The sequence below is a fragment of the Nonomuraea sp. NPDC050536 genome (genome assembly GCF_044457685.1).
Taxonomy (GTDB): Bacteria; Actinomycetota; Actinomycetes; order Streptosporangiales; family Streptosporangiaceae; genus Nonomuraea.
In genome coordinates this window covers 245,486-262,222 of the sequence record NZ_JBITHD010000010.1, presented here as the reverse complement: position 1 = coordinate 262,222, position 16,737 = coordinate 245,486, and the positions used below count along the sequence as shown (strand labels likewise).

Genomic DNA, 16,737 nt, shown 5'->3' with positions numbered 1-16,737 from the left:
AATTTTTCCGGGAGCGTCCGGCTATGTGTGAGGTGTTTGATGGCGCGCCTGGAAATCGTCACCCGGCTTTCCACGGTCGTCGGCGGGCTGGCGTTGAACGGCGTGGGAATCGGCATGCTCATCCAGTCCGGCCTGGGATTAGGGGCCTGGGACGTGCTGCATCAGGGAATCGCCGACCACACGGGCCTGAGTTTCGGCGCCGTCGTCATTCTGGTGACCATTGTGGCGTTGATTCCGTGGTGGCCGCTCCGAGTGCGGCCCAATATCGGGACGATTCTCAATGTATTCGTCGCCGGAATTGTCATCGACTGGGTGCTCGCGCTCTCCTCTCCCGCGCACGAATGGTGGGCGCGCGGCCTTTTGATGGTCGGCGGAATTGTGATATTCGCGTTCGGGCAGGGGCTTTATCTCGCGCCGGATCTGGGGGCCGGGGCCCGTGAGGGGCTGATGACCGGGATCTCCGCCCGCTTCGGCATCTCGATCCGGCTGAGCAGGTTCCTCATCGAGGCCACCGTGCTGGTGCTCGGGATCCTGCTCGGCGGGTCGATCGGGCTGGGGACCGTGGTGTTCACCGTCGCGATCGGGCCGCTGGTGCAGGTGGCGATGCGCGTGTGCGCCCGGCGCCCGGCCCCGGTGCCGGACTAGATCGCGGTTTCACCTGACACCTCCGTGCGGGCGACGACGCGGCCCCGCCGCCAGACGATGCGATCCGCGCTCGCTGTGGCGATCGTGTCGTGCGGGCCGTCGGCGCGGATCGCCACGAGATCGGCCACCATGCCGGGCGCCAGGCCCGCAGGAGGGAGGCCGAGCAGGGCCCTGGCCTCGGCCGACACCATGGCCAGCGCGGTGGAAGGCTCCTGATGTCCGGCCGTGACCAGCAGCGAGGCGGTCTCCAGCGGGTCGCAGCGGCCCGTCGGGTTGAACGGGTCCTGGACGTTGTCCGAGCCCGCGGCGACCGTGACGCCTGCCTCGCGCAGCACGTCGATCACGGTCAGGCCGCGCCGCCGGTCCTCGCGGCCCTGCAGGTAGAGGTTGGTGGCGGGCAGCGTCACGACGCTGACCTCGGCCGCCGCGATGTCCCCGGCGATCTCCCTGGCGCGCTCGATCGGCTGGCTGCCCAGCGACACGCAGTGCGCGGCCGTGACGGGCCAGGGGTGCTCGCGGGCGTATTTCGCCACGTCGGGCAGGGTGAGCACGGACGGGTCCGTGGTCTCGTCCACGTGCAGGTCCACGCCCACGCCCAGGTCGGCGGCGACCTCGAAGCACGCCTCCAGAGCCGCCTCGGGCGACGCCTCCAGGAAGGGGTTCCCGCCGATCAGATCGGCCCCCGCGGTTACGGCCCGCCGCAGCAGTGCCCGGTGCGCTCGATCGTCCCCGCCCGCCCTTCCCGCACCCGATGGCGGGACCGCGGCGTGGGCCACGATCTGCAGGTCGACGACCCCGGCCACCTTCTCCCGGACCTCCACGAGCGCTTCGATCGCGGTGATCCCGGACAGCGGACCGCATCCGACCTGGCAGCGCACCGCCGTGGCGCCCGCGGACAGCAGCAGCCGGAGGGCGGCCAGCGCCCGGGTCCTGATGTCCTCCGGTGACGGGCTGGCCGCCACCCGGGAGTAGCCGGACATGGCGCCTGCCAGGTCGCCGCCGAGGTTGGCGGTGCGCGCCCAGGTGAAGGCCTTGTCCAGGTGGATGTGCGGCTCGGCGAAGGCGGGCAGCAGGAGCCGCCCGCCGAGATCCTCGACGGGCTCGCCCGGCCTCGCCGTGAGGGAGCCGACCTCGGTGACGATGCCGTCGACCACGCGCACGTCGCCGGTCACCGTACCGCGCAGCAGCGTCATCCCTTCACCCCGCCGCCCGCGATCTGGGTGAGGTAGCGCTGCAGGAAGGCGAAGATGAGCACCACGGGCAGCGTCATCAGCACGCCGCCCGCCAGCAGCTGGCCCCAGTCGGTGGTGTACTCGCCGATCAGCGAGTCGAGCCCCACCGACAGCGTGCGCCGCTCGTCGCTGTTGACGAACGTGTTGGCGTACAGGAACTCGTCCCAGACCAGGATGATGCTGAAGGCGCCCGCCGCGGTGACCCCGGGCAGCGCCGGCGGCAGCAGCACCCGCCACAGCGCCGTGAAGTGCCCGCACCCGTCGATGAGCGCCGCCTCCTCGATCTCCACAGGCACGGAGAGGAAGTAGTTGCGCATCATCCAGATGCAGAACGGCAGCGCGAACGTCACGTAGACGAGGATCAGCCCGCTACGGGCGTCCAGCATGCCCAGCGTCCGCAGGATCTTGTAGAGCGGGATCGCCATCAGCACCGCCGGGAACATCTGCATGGCCACCACCGCGAGCAGTAGCAGCCGCCGCCCGGCGAAGGAGAAGCGGGCCAGCGCGTATCCGGCCAGGATCGCCACGAACAGGGCCAGCAGCGTGGTCACCAGCGCCACGATCGCGCTGTTCAGGAAGTACAGCGGGAAGTTCCCCGAGCCGAACAGGTTGGTGTAGTTGCCGATGTGGGCCGACTGCGGCAGGAAGTCGTTGACCACGCCGTTCAGCTCCTGCGGCTGCTTGAACGACGAGATCACCATGAACAGGAACGGCCCGGCGAACAGCACCAGCGCCAGCAGCGCCCCCACGTAGCGGACTGTCCTCATCGCTTGCGCCCCTCCACGACGTAGAAGTAGACGGTGCTGAGCACCAGCAGGAACGCGAAGAGGATCATCGCGACCGCCGCCGCCCTGCCGAAGTCGAACTCGGTGAAGGCGAACTGGTAGGCCAGCGTGGTCAGCGTCTGCGTGGCCCCGGCCGGGCCGCCCCTGGTGAACATCCAGATGCCGTTGAAGTTGTTGACCGAGTAGCCCACTGTCAGCAGCGACGCCAGCGCGATCGAGGTCCTGATCCCGGGGATCACCACGTACCTCAGGCGCTGCACCCGGCCCGCGCCGTCCAGCATGGCCGCCTCGTGCAGCTCGCGCGGCACCGTCTGCAGCCCGGCCAGCAGGATGACCGCCACCAGCGGCGTCCACTTCCACGTGCTGAGCAGGATCAGCGTCGGCATCGCCAGCTTCTCGTCCGACAGCCACTGCGGCGACTGGTCGAACAGCCCGACCTTGATCAGCAGCTGGTTCAGCGGGCCTGACGTGGGATCCAGCAGGTACCGCCAGACCAGCGCCACCACGATCGACGGCACCACCCACGGGATGATCACCACGCTGCGGAACAAGGCGCGCCCGCGCAGCTTCTGGTGCATCAACAGCGCCAGCGCGAACCCGAGCACGAGCTGCAGCACCAGGTTGGCGGCACCCCAGAGCGCGGTGTGCCCGAGGGCCGTCAGCAGCTCGGGATCCGACAGCACCGCCCGGTAGTTGTCCAGGCCGGTGAACTCGTCCGCGCCCGGCTGCGTCATCACGCTGTGGTTGAAGCTGGTCCACAGCCCGTCGAGCACCGGGTAGCCGAGCACCCCCGCCAGCAGCACGAGGGCGGGGGTGAGGTAGGCCCACGGCCGCCACCCCCGCCGCGGCCCGCGCGGGGCGGGCCGGGCGGGAGCGGGGGCGGCGGTCGTGGGCTCCTTCGCGTGGGTGGTTGCCATGGGGCCTCTATCCCCGCGACAGCGCCTGGGTCGCGGCGGTCGCGGCATCGTTGAGTGCCTGCTGAGGGGACTTCTTCTTCTGGATCACGGTGTCCCAGGCGTCGGCCATCACCTGCCACTCGATGTCACCCCACGCGGTGACCGCGGGGCGCGGCCTGGCCTCCGCAGCCTGCTGGACGTAGATCTGGTGAGCCTCGTCCAGCCCGGTCAGCGCGGTGACGTCGGTACGGGCGGGGATGCGCTTGTAGCCGTCGACGAGGACCTTCTCCTGGTCCTTGCCGGTCAGCCAGGACACGAATCCCCAGGCGGCGTCCACGTTCTTGCACGCGTTGGTGACGCCGACCGCGTTGCCGCCCAGGACCGTCGCCGCCTGCTTGCCCTTGGGCAGGGCGGCCACGCCGTACTGCAGACCTGGATTGCCCTTGGCGATCGGGGCCAGGCCCCAGTCGCCGATGGCCAGCATCGCCACCTTCTCGGTGAGGAGCGGCTGGATGTACTGGTCCCAGGCCTGGGTGACGCCGAGGAACGTGGGTGGGACGACGCCGTGGGTCAGGTGCAGTCCGGCGTAGAAGTTCCACGCCTCCTGGCCCTCCGGGCTGTTGAACAGCGCCTTGGTGCCCGCGTCGTCGAGGATCTGGCCGCCGTTCTGCCACAGCCACGGCCAGAACAGGAACGAGCCGTAGCCCTTGGCGCCGAGCATGTAGCCGTACTGGCCGCCGCCGGTCAGCTCCTTGGCCGTCGACAGCAGCTCGTCCCAGGTGCCCGGCGCCTGCTTGATGCCCGCCTTGTCGAACAGCTTCTTGTTCCACAGCAGCGCGACGTTGGAGGTGTCGAGCGGCACCGCGTGGGTCGCACCCTTGAAGGTGGCGGCCGCGACGTTGCCGGGGAAGAACTCCGCCGCCGTCGGCTTGAGCCTGCTCGTCACGTCGACCAGCATCTTGGCCGCGCCCAGCTGCGGGATCGACGAGACGTCCGCGATGATCAGGTCGGGTCCGCCGCCGCCGGCCAGCGCCGTCATGATCTTCTTGGTCAGGTCGTTGGCGGGGAAGCCCTGGACGTTGATGGCGACGTTGTTCTTGCCGCCGTACTCGGTGGCCGCCTTGCGCAGCGCGTCGGTGGCGAACGTGGTGGACGACCACAGCGTCAGTGCGCTCTGGCCGGTCTTGGGGGCGCTGTTGTCACCGCAGGCGGTGAGTACGGCTGCCGCCGCCAAACCGCCGGTGGCCTTGAGCATCCCGCGACGGCTGATTGCGTTCATGGGAACCGCCTTCCTGTTCTCGTGGCCAGATCGCGTGTGACCTGCCACGCCCGTTCCCCGAGCTCCTCCTCGTCGGCGCGGGCGAGCCGTCCGCCGCGCACCACGAACTCCCCGTCGATCCGTACGTCCACCACCTGCGTGCCGTGCGCCCTGTGCACGACCGCCTGCAGCGGATCCACCAGCGGGCGCATCGCCACGCTCGGCCGCAGCGTCACCATGTCCGCGCGCGTGTCGGCCTGGACGGCGGCGGCCCCCTCCTCAGTCGCCATCAGGAACGCCTCCTCCGACGTCAGCGCGCCCGGCCTGCCCGCCGCCTGGCCCTGCGCGTACACCGCCTGGCGCATCTCGGTGAACAGGTCGGTCATCCCGTCGATCCCCAGCCCGACCCGCACCCCCGCCGCGCGCAGCTTCGTGATCGGGGCGAACCCCTTGGCCAGCTTGAGGTGGTTGGTCGGGCAGTAGGCCACCGCCGTGCCCGTCTCGGCGAGCAGCTCGATCTCCCGCTCCGACAGGTACACGCAGTGCACCAGCACGGTCCCCGGCCGCAGGAAGCCCAGGTCGTGCAGCAGCTCGACCGGCCGCTTCCCGTGCTCGGCCGCGCAGTTTCGCACCTCGTCCGCCGTCTCCGCGACGTGCGTGTACAGGCACAGGCCCGTCCTGTCGGCAGCCTGTACGGCGGCGCGGTACCCCTCCACGCCGGTCTGCCTGATGGAGACCGGGGCGAGGTAGATGTTCTTGATGTCCTGGGCGGCCGCCTCGGCACGGGCCACGTCTTCGGTCCTGACGATTCCGTAGGCGAGGCGGGCTCGGATGCCGACGTCCGCGTGCCCGGCCGCGACGGCGGCCAGCATGTCCGGGTCGTGCAGCGGATAGACGTGGTCGACGACCGTGGTGACGCCCGACAGGGCCATCCGGGCCGCCGCCAGCGCGGTCAGCGCCCGGTAGTCCGCCGCCGTGGCCGCCGCGCCCGCCTCCTGACCCGCTTTGATCATCTCCGCCAGCCCCGCCGTGTCGGCGCGCCTGGTCATCGGGAGCAGCGAGCGAAGGTGATCGTGGGTGTTGACCAGACCGGGAAGGGTGATCATCCCGGTGCTTCTGTCGTGATTTATCACCATCGGCCCTCCGCAGCGGCTGCGAGCAGCCCCTCGCGGCCGACCCCGGCGAGGTCGAGGTCGGCGAGCGTGCGACCCTGGGCGGCGAAGTCGGTGTCGGCCGCGATCGAGGCCAGATGGATCAGGCTGTCGATGGTCGGGGTCGGCACGCCCAGCTCGTCGCCGATCGAGGCCATCAGCACCAGCGCGTACGGCACGTCCTCGGTCAAGTAGCGGCTCTCCAGCGCCTTCGGCCCGCAGGCGAACGTGCTGGCGGCGAAGCTGGACGACTGCAGCGTCTCGTGCAGCGTCGGCTTCCGCTCCGGCGCGAAACCCTGGGCCACCAGGTAGTCGGCGTACCCCGCCGTGTTGGCCAGGCCCAGCTCCCCGCGCAGCGCGAGCAGCTCGCCGTCCACCCGCTCGATCATCCGCGACACGGCCGGGCTCGCGCCCTCGCCCCACAGCAGGAACGAGCCGGTACGGCCCTCGATCGCGCCCAGGTTGCACAGGATCGGCGGCACGTGGTCGATCGCGTTGAAGTTGAGCAGCGTGGTCTCCCACACGTTCTCGGCGGGGGAGAGCCACGGCCACACCTGGCAGGCCACCTCGACCAACCCGTTGCCCGCCGGGAGCCCGGCGACCAGCGTGCCGCCCGCCTTCCGTGAGGCCGTGATGAGCGCCGGGCCCCGGACCCGCGCGCCGTACGGGAGGCTGTTGGTCTCGGCGATGTCGACCTTGACGTCCCGGTGGCGGAGCGCCGCGGCCAGCGTGAGGGCGCCGCCGCCCTCGCCGACCCAGAGCACCTGCTGGCCGTCCTCCACGTTGTCGGCCAGCAGCCGGGCGAACGTGTCGTGGCCGAAGGCCGGCACCGACACCACGATCAGTCGCTCGCCCTTGATCGCCGTGGCCGGGTCCGTGCTGGTGGCGGCCACGGGGGCGCGGGTCTCGCCGTGCCACGGGCACTTGAGGCTGATCGCGCCCGCCGCGGCGACGGCCTCCACGTTGGCCGCGAAGCGCGGCAGGTCGGCCAGCGTCACGCGCCGCCCGGCCAGCGACAGCTCCACCGCGCAGGACAGCGCGCCCGCTCCGGAGCCGAGCACGAGGACGGAGTCGTTCATCGGATCACCGCTTTCGCCAGGTCGATCAGGTCTTCCTCGCCTCCGGCGACGGAGAGGATCACCTCGTCCACGCCCGCCTCGGCGAACTCCTCGAGCCGCTCGGCCACGTGCTCAGGGGGCCCTGCCAGGCAGAAGGCGTCCACCATCTGGTCGGTCACCAGCTCGGGCCTTCTGTCTTGTTGCCTCAGCGCCTGCCTCAGGAGGCCCACGTCGTCCGGGTCGAGGCCGTAGACCTCGATCAGCTCGTCGGCGTAGGCGCCGCCGGCCATGGCCATGCAGCGGGGTCGGAGGGCGTCCCTCGCCTTTTCCGGATTTGTGTCGATTTGGACGTCAAGCATGAGAACCACAGCCGGACCCTCGACGCGCTCCTGAGCAGGCCCGCTGGCCTGCCCCTCGGGGTGGCTCCTGACGTGATCTTTGACGTAGCGGATGTGGTCCCTGCTCAGGCCGTGGGTGATCACGCCGTCGGCGATCTCGCCCGCCAGCGCCAGCATCTTCGGGCCGCGCCCGGCCAGGTAGATCGGGCTCCTGCCTGCCGCGAAGCGGAGCGCGCCCCTGGTGGTGAAGGTCTCGCCCTCGACCTCGGCCCTGCCGTCCTGCAGGCCGCGGACGATCTCGACCGCCTCCCTGGTCAGGCCCAGCGGGCTGCGCGGGCGGATGGCCAGTTCGCTGGCGAACTCGTAGCCGCCCGCGCCCAGGCCCAGCACGAACCGGCCGCCCGAGACCTCGTTGAGCGTGGCCGTCGAGCTGGCCAGCAGGGCCGGATGGCGCAGCAGCGGGCTGACCACGGCGGTGCCCAGCGTGACGCGCTCCGTGGCGGCCGCCATCAGGGCCAGCGCCGGGGTGGCGTCGCGGTGGAAGTAGTGGTCGGCCACCCAGACGCCGTCGAAGCCCAGGTCCTCGGCGGTCTTCGCCAGGGTCGCCGCTGCTGTGATGGGGCGGTCCAGCCTTACGGTGGCTGTCCGTTTCACGGGTTCCTCCTCATGAGTGCCTCGCACAGGGCCCCGGCGAGCGCCGCCCGCCGGTAGGCCGCCGAGGCGCGCAGGTCGTCGATGGGTGCGATGTCTTCCTGGATCGCCTCGGCCAGGTCGGGGGTGGGGACGCGGCCCTCGAGGGCCCGCTCGGCGTTGCGGCACCGGATCACGGTCGGGGCGACGGCTCCGGCGGCCAGCCGTACATCCGACAGAGTCCCGTCGCTGTCAGCTGTCCACTGCCAGGCCAAACTCACCACAGAGATCGCCAACGCCCGCCGCCCGGCCACCTTCCTGAACCCACTCACCACCCTCAGCCCGCCACACACCTCATCGCCGCCGCCCGATCTACCGGGCGTCTCGCTTGGGCTGGGTGGGGGGCTCGCGGTGCTCAGGGTGTCGGTTGGCTCGATGGTGAGGGTTGGGATGTCGACCGTTTCGATCCATTCGGCTGGCTTCAGGACGGTACGGCCCGGGGCCGTCGCGAAGCGGTCCACGGGCACGACCCTCGATCCGTCGGGACCCCGCAGCCTGAGCATGGCGCTGGCGGCGACGAGCGGAGGAACGCAGTCGGCGGCGGGGGAGGCGTTCGCCAGGTTCCCGCCCAGCGTGGCCCGATTCCGGATCTGACCCGACGCGAACACCCGCATGGCCGCCCGTAACCCCGCCATGAGTGCGGCTGACCCGTCCAGCACGGCGAGGTGGTCCTCCAGGACGGACAGCGGAGCAACGGCCGAGAGGCGGATGAGGCCGTCCAGCACCTGGACCGGCGGGGGAGCGTCGCTCAGCCCCGAGATGTCGGCGATCGGCCCTCGCCGGGTGCCCGCACGACGCTGCACCAGCAGATCCGTGCCACCCGCCAGCAACGCGACCCCCGGATCCCTGCCATCCACGTCGCCCCTCGTCCGCAACCGCATCACGCCTCCTCCCACTCAGCCGCCCCGGACCCCGCCACCCCGGACCCCGCCGCACGCGAACCACCCGGCCCTTGCCTCGCCGCCTCCTGTCGTGCGCGTGCCTGTCCCCCTGCTGCCTGATGCGTGTCTGCATGCCTCGCCGGTCCCTGGGGGGTGGTTGGCTGGGTTGCTGGGTTGGGGTGGGTGGGTTGGCTTGCCGTACGGACTGCGCGGAGGATTGAGCTGTAGCCGGTGCAGCGGCAGAGGTTGCCCTCGAGGGCGGCGTGGATCTGGTCGTCGGTGGGGTCGGGGTGCCGGTCCAGGAGTGCGCACGCCGAGACGACCATGCCCGCGATGCAGAACCCGCACTGCACGGCCTGCCCGTCGACGAACGCGTCCTGGACGGGCGACGGTGGCAGCCCCTCGACGGTCGTCACCTCGGCGTCCTCCGCCTGGCACACCAGCACCAGGCACGAGCACACCGGGACGCCGTCGAGCAGTACGGTGCAACTGCCGCACTCACCCATGCCGCAGCCCTCCTTGGCCCCGGTCAGGCCGAGGTCGTCGCGGAGGTAGTCGAGCAGCCGCGCCTGCCCATCCGGCGGCGTGACAGGCGTCCCATTGACCTTCATCGCCCACCTCCGTTTCCCGTGCTTGAGGGCGGGGGCTTCTGTGGGGTGGTGCCGCGTGGACCCTGCGAGGAGCGGTTGGCGAGGTGGTGGAGGAGGCGTTCGGGAGTGATGGGGAGGCGGTCGGGGCGGACGCCGGTCGCGTCCGCTACGGCTGCCGCCACGGCGGGGCCCGTGGGGACGATCACGACCTCGGCCATGCCCTTGGCGCCCATCGGGCCGGTCGGCTCGTCGCCTGAGACCAGGTGGGTGCGGATCTCGGGGACGTCCCTGACGGTCGGGATCAGGTACGTCTCCAGGCTGCGCGTCACGGGCACGCCCTGGTCCAGCCGGTACTCCTCCATCAGCGCCAGCCCGAGCCCCTGCGCCACCCCGCCCTCGGCCTGCCCGATCACGGCGCCGGGGTTGATCGCGGTGCCGCAGTCGACGGCGCACACGACACCCTCGACGCGGATCTCGCCGGTCAGCTCGTTCACCTCGAGGCGGACGACCTGGGCCGAGCACCCGTACACCAGGTGCGGTGCGTACGTCCCCAGCCGCTCGGCCTCGATCATCCCCGGGTCGGCCACGTCGGGCAGTACGAACGTCGCTTCGAACTCCGCCTCCCCCCGAGCGACCAGCGCCGCCGCCCCCACACCGCCGTCCGCGGCGACGGCTTCCAGGTACTGGCGGCAGACGGCGGCTACCGCGGCTCCTCCGGCGTACATGCTGCGAGAAGCCGCCGTGGCGCCCGATTCGGGGACCAGTTGGGTGTCGCCGACCGTGACGGTGACGCGCGAGGGCGGGAGGCCGAGGATGTCGGCGGCGATCTGCTGGTAGGCGACGTCGATGGCCTGGCCCGTGTGGTTGGGGCCCGCCCAGATCCGGATATTTCCGTGAATGTCGACGATCAGGCGGGCGCGGGCCGCGTCTCCACGGCCGCTGCCGAGGCCGACGCCCTTGATCGCCAGGGCGATGCCTGTCCCGCGCCGCCATGGCCACCTCGCGCCGCGCTTCCACTCCTCGCGCGAGGTCCACCACTCGTCCGACGCGGCCGCCTCCAGCGTCTCGACCGCCCGCAGCCCGGCCGTCACCGCGTGGCCGTACAACCCGTGCCTGTCCCCGCCGCGCAGCAGGTTGCGCCGCCGTACCTCCACCGGGTCAAGGCCCAGTACGGCTGCCGCCTCGTCGATGGCCGTCTCGAGGGCGAAGGCGACCTGGGGCACGCCGTACCCGCGGAAAGCGCCGGCGTTGGCGTTGTTGGTGTAGACGACCTGGCCGTCGAAGCGGGCGACCGGCATCCGGTACGGGCCCACGGACATCTCGGCGGAGGTCTTGAGCACGTTGGGCCCGGAGGTGATGTACGGCCCGGTGTCCGCGAGCGCGCGCATGTCGCTGGCCGCGAAGGTGCCGTCGCGGTTGACGCCGAGCCGGATCCGCGTGTGGAACGGATGCCGCTTGGCGCCCGCGACCATCACCTCCTCGCGGGTCATGCGCAAGTGGACGGGTGCTCCGGCCGCCCTGGCGAGCAGGGCGAGGAACACCGGCATCGGGTCGTCGTTGCGCGCGCCGAACGCGCCCCCGACCGGGCCGGGGATCAGCCGCACGTCGTCGAGCTCGACGGCCAGGGCCCTGGCGACCTTGCGCCGGTGCAGGCCGGGGTTCTGCGAGCCGCACCAGATGGTCACCTGGCCGGACTCCCACCGGGCGACCCCGCCGGGCGGCTCGATCGCGACGTGCTCCTGGGCGCCGGTGCCGACGGCGCGCTCCACGACCAGGCCGGCGGCCCCGAGCGCCCGCTCGACGTCACCCGAGGCGAACCCGATGCTGCCCGCCACGTTGCCGCCGTCGTGCAGGCGGGGTGACCGCTCGTCCAAGGCCGCGTGCGGGTCGGCGACGAGGGGGAGCGGCTCGATGGTGACCTCGATGGCCTCGGCGGCGCGCTTGGCGGTGCCCGCGTCGACGGCCGCGACCAGCGCGATCGCCTCGCCGACCTGCCTGACCCGCTCGTCGGCCAGCACCGGGCCGTCGGCCTCCGTGGGGCCAAGCTGGTTGAACGGCACATCGGCGCCGGTGATCACGGCTCGGACGCCGGGCATCCGGGCGGCCGCACTGGTGTCGATGGCGACGATCCGCCCGTGCGGAACCGTCGAGCGGAGTACCGCACCCTGGAGCATGCCAGGAAGCCGCAGGTCGGTGACGTATTCGAGCTTTCCGGAGACGATCTCGCGTGCCTGGCCGCCCGGCACGGACCTGCCGACCTGCTTCTCCACGGGGCTCGAGGGGGGATTGGGCAGGCGCGGTGATGTTCGATACGGTGCAGCCTCACCCGGGTTTCGTCCAGTTGCCTGACAAATCTGCAGGGATGAACGATGAAGATCACCGATGTCCGCTGTGTCGAGTACACCGGCTCCATGCCGCACGACGGACCGCTGTGGGATGACAGACTCCGTCGTCCGACTGACGTCTATCAGGAGCTGTCCGCTGCCGGACCGACTCAGGTTCCCGTCCGGGACGACGGCGGGCTCGAGGTACGGACGATCTTCCTGCACGTCGACACCGACGAGAGCATCACGGGCAGCACGGCGGTCCTGTCCGCCGAGCAGGCCCACACCGTGCTCACCGTGCTCCGCCCGCAGCTGCTCGGCGCCGACCCGCTGGCGACCGAACGGATCTGGGACGTGGGCTACCGCTCCATGATCCACGGGCGCGCCGGGGTGGGCATGATGGCGCTGTCGGCCGTCGACTGCGCGCTGTGGGACATCCGTGGACAGCGCTTCGGCGTGCCGGTCCACGTGCTGCTCGGCGGGCCCACGCGTGACGACGTGCCCGCCTACGCGTCCACGTTGGGCGACTCGCTGGCGGCCGACGACGTGGCCCGCCGTACCGGAGAGCTGGTCGGGGCGGGATTCGGTGGCATCAAGTGGTTCCCGCGCTGGGGTCCCGACTCGGGACACGCGGGCGTGGATCGGGTGGTCGAGTTGGTCGCCACGGTACGGCAGGCCGCCGGGCCCCACGTGGAGATCATGCTCGACGCGTGGAGCTCGTGGGACATCCCTTTCACCGTCGCCGTGGCACGCGAGACCGAGGCGCTGCGGGTGCGCTGGATCGAGGAGCCGCTGCCCGCCGACGACACCGCCGGGTACGCCGCCCTGCGACGGCGGCTCGGCGGGATCGTGCAGATCGCCGGGGGTGAGCACGAGTACACCCGGTGGGGGATCGGCCGGCTGCTGCGCGAGGACCTGCTCGACGTCTACCAGGCCGACCCGCACTGGGGCGGCGGGATCAGCGAGATGGTGCGCGTCGGGGCGCTCGTCTCGGCCGGCGGGCGGCAGTTCGTCCCGCACGGGCAGTCGCTGCAGTGCAACGCGGCGCTGACGTTCGCTGCCAGTCCCGGGCTGGTGCCCGAGATGGAGTACCTGCGCCGGCTCGGGCCGCTCTACCAGCACTTCCTCGCCGACCCCATCGCCCCGGTCGACGGCCGCATCGCCGCCCCGACTGCCCCCGGCCTCGGCATGACCCCGGCCACCGACCGCATCCTCGACACCCGCCCCCTCTAACCCCCGCCCACCAGGGGTTGGGTGCTGGGGGTTCATGGCTGTGCTCGCTGGAATGGGAGAGAAATGATCATCGCTTGCCTGTCCGCCTACGACGCCGACCTGGTCCGTGAGCTCGCCGGGACCGACGAGGTCCAGGTGCGCACCGCCCCCGAGTCCGGCGATGGGGTGATCCCCCTGGTCGAGGACGCGGACATCGTGATCGCCGACGCCGCCCGCCGCTTCCCGATGGACGCGGAGGTCATCGACGCCATGGCGCGCTGCCGGTTCATCCAGTTGCCCGCCGCCGGCTACGACACCGTCGATGTCGCCAGGGCCGCCGAGCGCGGGATCCCGGTGGCCAACGCGCCCGGATACAACGCCGACGCCGTCGCCGACTGGGTGGTGATGGGCGCGTTGAACGTCCTGCGCGCCCCGGAGCCCCTCGGGCGCGAGCTGGGCGCGCTCACCGTGGGGCTGGTGGGCATGGGCGCCGTGGCCCGCGCCGTGGTGGCCAGGCTGCGCGGCTTCGGATCCGGCATCGTCTTCAGCGCGCGCAGCCCGAGGGACGTCCCGGGCGGCCGTCAGGTGGAGCTCGCCGAGCTGCTCGAGGTGTCCGACGTGGTCAGCCTGCACCTGGCGCTGACTCCCGAGACCCGGGGCGTGATCGGTAGAGCCGAGCTGGCCGGGATGCGGGACGGCGCGATCCTGGTCAACTCCGCCAGGGGCGCACTCGTCGATCAGGACGCCCTGGTCGAGGGGCTGCGCGCGGGGAAGCCCGCGGGTGCCGCGCTCGACGTGTTCGACCCCGAGCCCTTGCCCGCCGACTCCCCGCTGCGCGGCCTGCCGAACGTCTACCTCTCGCCGCACATCGGCGCCGGCACCTGGCAGGCCCGGCACCGCGTCCGCGGCATGGTCGCCGACAACCTCCGCCGCGTCCTCGCGGGTGAGCCGCCGCTCCACGTGGTCAACGACGTCCGGCCCGTTTAGCCAGGACTCGCCCAACGCGCAAGAGCGGGGTCCGGAGCGTGGGCGCGTCATGGCGTACTCACCCAGTCCAGCGCGACGGCGGCGGTCCAGGACTGGGCGGGGCTGCCCAGCGGCTCCCCGGACAGCGGGTCGTAGTACTCGGCGAAGCGCAGGTCGGCCAGCTGTCGCAGCGACTCCTCGCGCAGCCGCCCGGCGAGCTCCTCGTCGCCGTGCCACCGGGCGGCCCAGCCGAACAGCCAGGTCATCACCGGCCACTGCGGCCCGCGCCAGTACCGCCTGCGCTGGAACTGCGGCGCCGACGGCGACGTGCTCGGCGGTACGGCGTAGCGGAGCCCGGCGTGGCCGCACCAGTCGGGTCCGAGCAGCGCCTCCCGCTGCCTCCCGAGCGGGTCACCGTACCCGCTGATCAGGGAGGCGAAGGCGCCGAGGGTGAGCGTGGGCAGCCACTGGTCGGCGCGCAGGTCCTTGTCCCTGGTCAGGCCGGTGTCGGGGCAGATCGTGGCGGCGACGCCGGCGCGGAAGCGGCCGGCGAGCGCCCGCATCTCGGCGGCGTCGGCGGGGCGGCCGAAGCCGGTGGCCAGCTCGGCCAGGATGTCGCTGGACAGCGCCAGCAGCGCCGAGGTGAACACGTCGGCGACGCGGAAGTCGATCGTCTTCCTGATCGCGTCCTCGTCGTAGCGGGTTGCGACCATCTGGTCGACCAGCCAGATGTAGCGGCGGTACTCGGCGTCGGTGGGGCGCTCGGCGGCGTCGGTCACGTGGGCGGTGTCGGTGCGCTCGAACGGCTCCATGCGGCCCGGCCGTACGTGCGCGTAGGGGACGTCCCAGCGCGGCGAGTTGTCCATGCCGGACTCCCAGCTGTGGTGGATCGCCACCAGGCCGGTGCCGTCGGGGTCGCGGGCGGCCGCCAGCCAGCGGTGCCAGGCCAGCCAGCGGTCGAGGGTGGCCGTGACGAACTCCTCGGCCTCCCTGCGGTCGGATCCGCCGCGCCGGCGCGCCTCCAGGAGGATGCAGGACAGCGCCACGCTATGTACGGGCGGCTGACAAATTCCCGACGTGGTCACCGGCGGCGGGTCGAGCGCCAGGTCGGAGCGCCAGCGGGCGGGGCCGGGAAAGTAGCCGGAGGGGCGGTCGAAGACGATGTGCGGGATCATCCCGTTCGGCCACTGGGCGGCCAGCAGCGAGGCCATCTCGGCGATGGCCCGCGTGATCGAGAGCCGGGAGATACCGATGGCGATGAACGCGGTGTCCCAGCTCCACTGGTGCGGATAGAGCTCAGGGGAGGCGACGGTCAGGTGTCCCAGGTCATTGCGGCGCAGCACGTCGGCTGCCGCGTCCGCCAGCCGTTGCGTCATTCCGATCGAGGAGGGGTGGGGGGCACGAATTCTCCCTTTTGAATCAGAATTCTGTACAGTGGTCGAACATAATGAGCTTGATCCCGCCGGTCAAGGGCGCGACAGCGCGTGGGGGAGGAGAATGCGGGTCTGTGACCGTCTCAGGGCACCCTGATTCCCCGACCGGACCGGCCTCGCCCGGTCACCTGCTTGAGCTCATCCGTGGCCGGCCCGGATGGACCCGGCAGCAGCTCCTGGCCGCCACCGGCATGTCGCGGACGACCCTGTTCGAGCGGCTCGACCAGCTCTTCCGCGCCGGGCTCGTGTACGAGTCGGGCGCGACGGGCACCGCTGTCGGGCGTCCCGCGCAGCGGCTGCGCTTCGACGACAGGAACCGGGTCGCGCTCGTCTTCGACCTCGGGCAGGCGCACGGGCGGATCGCGATCGCCGACCTGTTCGGGCGGACGCTGCGGATGGAGACGCTGCGCCTGGACATCTCCCGGCCGCCCTCGCAGCTGCTGCCCCGCCTGCTCGGACGGGCCGACAAGCTGCTGCGCGTGGACGAGGACGCCCAGGTCGTGGGCGTGGGGATGGGCATTCCCGGACCGGTCGACGTGGCCACGGGGCGGCTCGGCGCCTCGACCACGATGCCCGGCTGGGAGGGGTACGCCATCGAGGAGGCCATCAGGTCACGCTGGGACGTGCCGCTGCTCATCGAGAACGACGCCAGGGCCTTCGCGCTCGGCGAGGCCTCCGCGGGGGGCGAGCGCGGAGTGCTGCTCGCGGTCAAGTACTCCACTGGGATCGGGGCGGGCATCGTCGTCGACGACCGGGTCATCGGCGGCGCGGACGGCGCGGCGGGGGACATCGGGCACATCCGGGTCGCCGACGACGGGCCCATGTGCCGGTGCGGGCGCCGCGGCTGCCTGGCGGCCTGGGCTTCCGGGCGGGCGCTGCTCGAGCAGCTGGCAGGGCACGGCATGCACACCCTGGAGGACATCGTGCACAGTGCCCACGACCCCGAGGTCGTGACCGCGCTGCGCACCGCGGCCGCCCGCCTCGGCCGTGTGCTGGCGGCGCTCGTCGCCTCGGTCAACCCCAGCACGCTGGTGCTCGGCGGGATACTCGGGCAACTGCCGATCGTCGCCGACGAGGTCGAGCGCCGGGTGCGCGCCGACGCGGTGGAGCGCGCGACCCAGCGGCTGCGCGTCGTGCCCGCCCGCGCCGGCGACGACAGCGCCACGCTCGGCCTCACCCTGATGGTGGTCCGCCACGTCTACTCCGCCGCCGCCGTCGACGCGGCTCTCGGTCTCTCCTGACCCGGCTGGGGGTGCTGGGCAGGGGGCGGAGGAGAAC

The 16,737-nt window shown here is 71.9% G+C and carries 15 protein-coding genes; 4 read left to right on the top strand and 11 right to left on the bottom strand.

The genetic code is table 11. The features are described from left to right. Positions 1-39: 39 nt before the first annotated feature. Positions 40-645: a YitT family protein gene (locus ACIBHX_RS27620; RefSeq protein WP_397070170.1), complete on the top strand. Its 606-nt coding sequence runs from the start codon at positions 40-42 to the stop codon at positions 643-645. On the opposite strand, the gene ACIBHX_RS27615 is transcribed toward ACIBHX_RS27620, so the two are convergent. From ACIBHX_RS27615 to ACIBHX_RS27570, 10 genes are read right to left on the bottom strand one after another with little or no spacing between them, the layout of a single operon-like run. Continuing rightward, positions 642-1,838 carry an amidohydrolase family protein gene (locus ACIBHX_RS27615; protein WP_397070169.1) on the bottom strand — a complete coding sequence of 399 codons (1,197 nt, stop codon included), beginning with the start codon at positions 1,836-1,838 and terminating at the stop codon, positions 642-644. The two genes, ACIBHX_RS27620 and ACIBHX_RS27615, sit on opposite strands and share 4 nt — an antisense overlap. Then, positions 1,835-2,644, bottom strand: coding sequence for a carbohydrate ABC transporter permease (locus ACIBHX_RS27610; RefSeq protein ID WP_397070168.1), 810 nt, complete (start codon positions 2,642-2,644; stop codon positions 1,835-1,837). Before ACIBHX_RS27610 ends, ACIBHX_RS27615 begins: the two co-directional genes overlap by 4 nt. Next, positions 2,641-3,579 carry a carbohydrate ABC transporter permease gene (locus ACIBHX_RS27605; RefSeq protein ID WP_397070167.1) on the bottom strand — a complete coding sequence of 313 codons (939 nt, stop codon included), beginning with the start codon at positions 3,577-3,579 and terminating at the stop codon, positions 2,641-2,643. Before ACIBHX_RS27605 ends, ACIBHX_RS27610 begins: the two co-directional genes overlap by 4 nt. Before the next feature lie 7 nt (positions 3,580-3,586). Further along, entirely contained in the window at positions 3,587-4,837 is a 1,251-nt protein-coding gene (locus tag ACIBHX_RS27600; protein WP_397070166.1) for an ABC transporter substrate-binding protein, read from the bottom strand. After that, positions 4,834-5,922 (bottom strand): amidohydrolase family protein, encoded by a 1,089-nt coding sequence (locus tag ACIBHX_RS27595; protein WP_397070165.1) that lies wholly within the window; start codon positions 5,920-5,922, stop codon positions 4,834-4,836. Before ACIBHX_RS27595 ends, ACIBHX_RS27600 begins: the two co-directional genes overlap by 4 nt. A 23-nt stretch (positions 5,923-5,945) precedes the next feature. Then, positions 5,946-7,046, bottom strand: a complete 1,101-nt coding sequence (locus ACIBHX_RS27590) for an NAD/NADP octopine/nopaline dehydrogenase family protein (protein WP_397070164.1) — start codon at positions 7,044-7,046, stop codon at positions 5,946-5,948. Further along, positions 7,043-8,017 carry an LLM class flavin-dependent oxidoreductase gene (locus ACIBHX_RS27585; protein WP_397070163.1) on the bottom strand — a complete coding sequence of 325 codons (975 nt, stop codon included), beginning with the start codon at positions 8,015-8,017 and terminating at the stop codon, positions 7,043-7,045. Before ACIBHX_RS27585 ends, ACIBHX_RS27590 begins: the two co-directional genes overlap by 4 nt. Then, the gene (locus ACIBHX_RS27580) at positions 8,014-8,934 is read right to left on the bottom strand and encodes an FAD binding domain-containing protein (protein ID WP_397070162.1); all 921 of its coding nucleotides are present in this window, start codon (positions 8,932-8,934) and stop codon (positions 8,014-8,016) included. The genes ACIBHX_RS27585 and ACIBHX_RS27580 overlap by 4 nt, the downstream gene beginning before the upstream one ends. Beyond that, positions 8,934-9,545 (bottom strand): (2Fe-2S)-binding protein, encoded by a 612-nt coding sequence (locus ACIBHX_RS27575; RefSeq protein ID WP_397070161.1) that lies wholly within the window; start codon positions 9,543-9,545, stop codon positions 8,934-8,936. The genes ACIBHX_RS27580 and ACIBHX_RS27575 overlap by 1 nt, the downstream gene beginning before the upstream one ends. After that, positions 9,542-11,794 carry a xanthine dehydrogenase family protein molybdopterin-binding subunit gene (locus ACIBHX_RS27570; RefSeq protein ID WP_397070160.1) on the bottom strand — a complete coding sequence of 751 codons (2,253 nt, stop codon included), beginning with the start codon at positions 11,792-11,794 and terminating at the stop codon, positions 9,542-9,544. The genes ACIBHX_RS27575 and ACIBHX_RS27570 overlap by 4 nt, the downstream gene beginning before the upstream one ends. Positions 11,795-11,893: 99 nt before the next feature. Between ACIBHX_RS27570 and ACIBHX_RS27565 the strand changes: the two genes are divergently transcribed. Both ACIBHX_RS27565 and ACIBHX_RS27560 read left to right on the top strand, forming a co-directional pair. Then, the gene (locus tag ACIBHX_RS27565) at positions 11,894-13,081 is read left to right on the top strand and encodes an enolase C-terminal domain-like protein (RefSeq protein ID WP_397070159.1); all 1,188 of its coding nucleotides are present in this window, start codon (positions 11,894-11,896) and stop codon (positions 13,079-13,081) included. Between the two features lie 63 nt (positions 13,082-13,144). Continuing rightward, positions 13,145-14,047, top strand: a complete 903-nt coding sequence (locus ACIBHX_RS27560; protein ID WP_397070158.1) for an NAD(P)-dependent oxidoreductase — start codon at positions 13,145-13,147, stop codon at positions 14,045-14,047. A 47-nt stretch (positions 14,048-14,094) separates the two neighbouring features. On the opposite strand, the gene ACIBHX_RS27555 is transcribed toward ACIBHX_RS27560, so the two are convergent. Next, positions 14,095-15,402: an MGH1-like glycoside hydrolase domain-containing protein gene (locus ACIBHX_RS27555; RefSeq protein ID WP_397070157.1), complete on the bottom strand. Its 1,308-nt coding sequence runs from the start codon at positions 15,400-15,402 to the stop codon at positions 14,095-14,097. 131 nt (positions 15,403-15,533) lie between these two features. Here ACIBHX_RS27555 and ACIBHX_RS27550 point away from each other — a divergent pair, with 131 nt between their 5' ends. Next, on the top strand, positions 15,534-16,700 hold the full coding sequence (locus ACIBHX_RS27550; protein ID WP_397070156.1) for an ROK family protein: 1,167 nt from the start codon (positions 15,534-15,536) through the stop codon (positions 16,698-16,700). Positions 16,701-16,737 lie beyond the last annotated feature (37 nt).

Coding starts and splice junctions, on each gene's coding strand:
- ACIBHX_RS27620 (WP_397070170.1), top strand. CDS start 40: ATGGCGCGCCTGGAAATCGTCACCCGGCTTTCCACGGTCGTCGGCGGG.
- ACIBHX_RS27615 (WP_397070169.1), bottom strand. CDS start 1,838: ATGACGCTGCTGCGCGGTACGGTGACCGGCGACGTGCGCGTGGTCGAC.
- ACIBHX_RS27610 (WP_397070168.1), bottom strand. CDS start 2,644: ATGAGGACAGTCCGCTACGTGGGGGCGCTGCTGGCGCTGGTGCTGTTC.
- ACIBHX_RS27605 (WP_397070167.1), bottom strand. CDS start 3,579: ATGGCAACCACCCACGCGAAGGAGCCCACGACCGCCGCCCCCGCTCCC.
- ACIBHX_RS27600 (WP_397070166.1), bottom strand. CDS start 4,837: ATGAACGCAATCAGCCGTCGCGGGATGCTCAAGGCCACCGGCGGTTTG.
- ACIBHX_RS27595 (WP_397070165.1), bottom strand. CDS start 5,922: ATGATCACCCTTCCCGGTCTGGTCAACACCCACGATCACCTTCGCTCG.
- ACIBHX_RS27590 (WP_397070164.1), bottom strand. CDS start 7,046: ATGAACGACTCCGTCCTCGTGCTCGGCTCCGGAGCGGGCGCGCTGTCC.
- ACIBHX_RS27580 (WP_397070162.1), bottom strand. CDS start 8,934: ATGCGGTTGCGGACGAGGGGCGACGTGGATGGCAGGGATCCGGGGGTC.
- ACIBHX_RS27575 (WP_397070161.1), bottom strand. CDS start 9,545: ATGAAGGTCAATGGGACGCCTGTCACGCCGCCGGATGGGCAGGCGCGG.
- ACIBHX_RS27565 (WP_397070159.1), top strand. CDS start 11,894: ATGAAGATCACCGATGTCCGCTGTGTCGAGTACACCGGCTCCATGCCG.
- ACIBHX_RS27560 (WP_397070158.1), top strand. CDS start 13,145: ATGATCATCGCTTGCCTGTCCGCCTACGACGCCGACCTGGTCCGTGAG.
- ACIBHX_RS27555 (WP_397070157.1), bottom strand. CDS start 15,402: ATGACGCAACGGCTGGCGGACGCGGCAGCCGACGTGCTGCGCCGCAAT.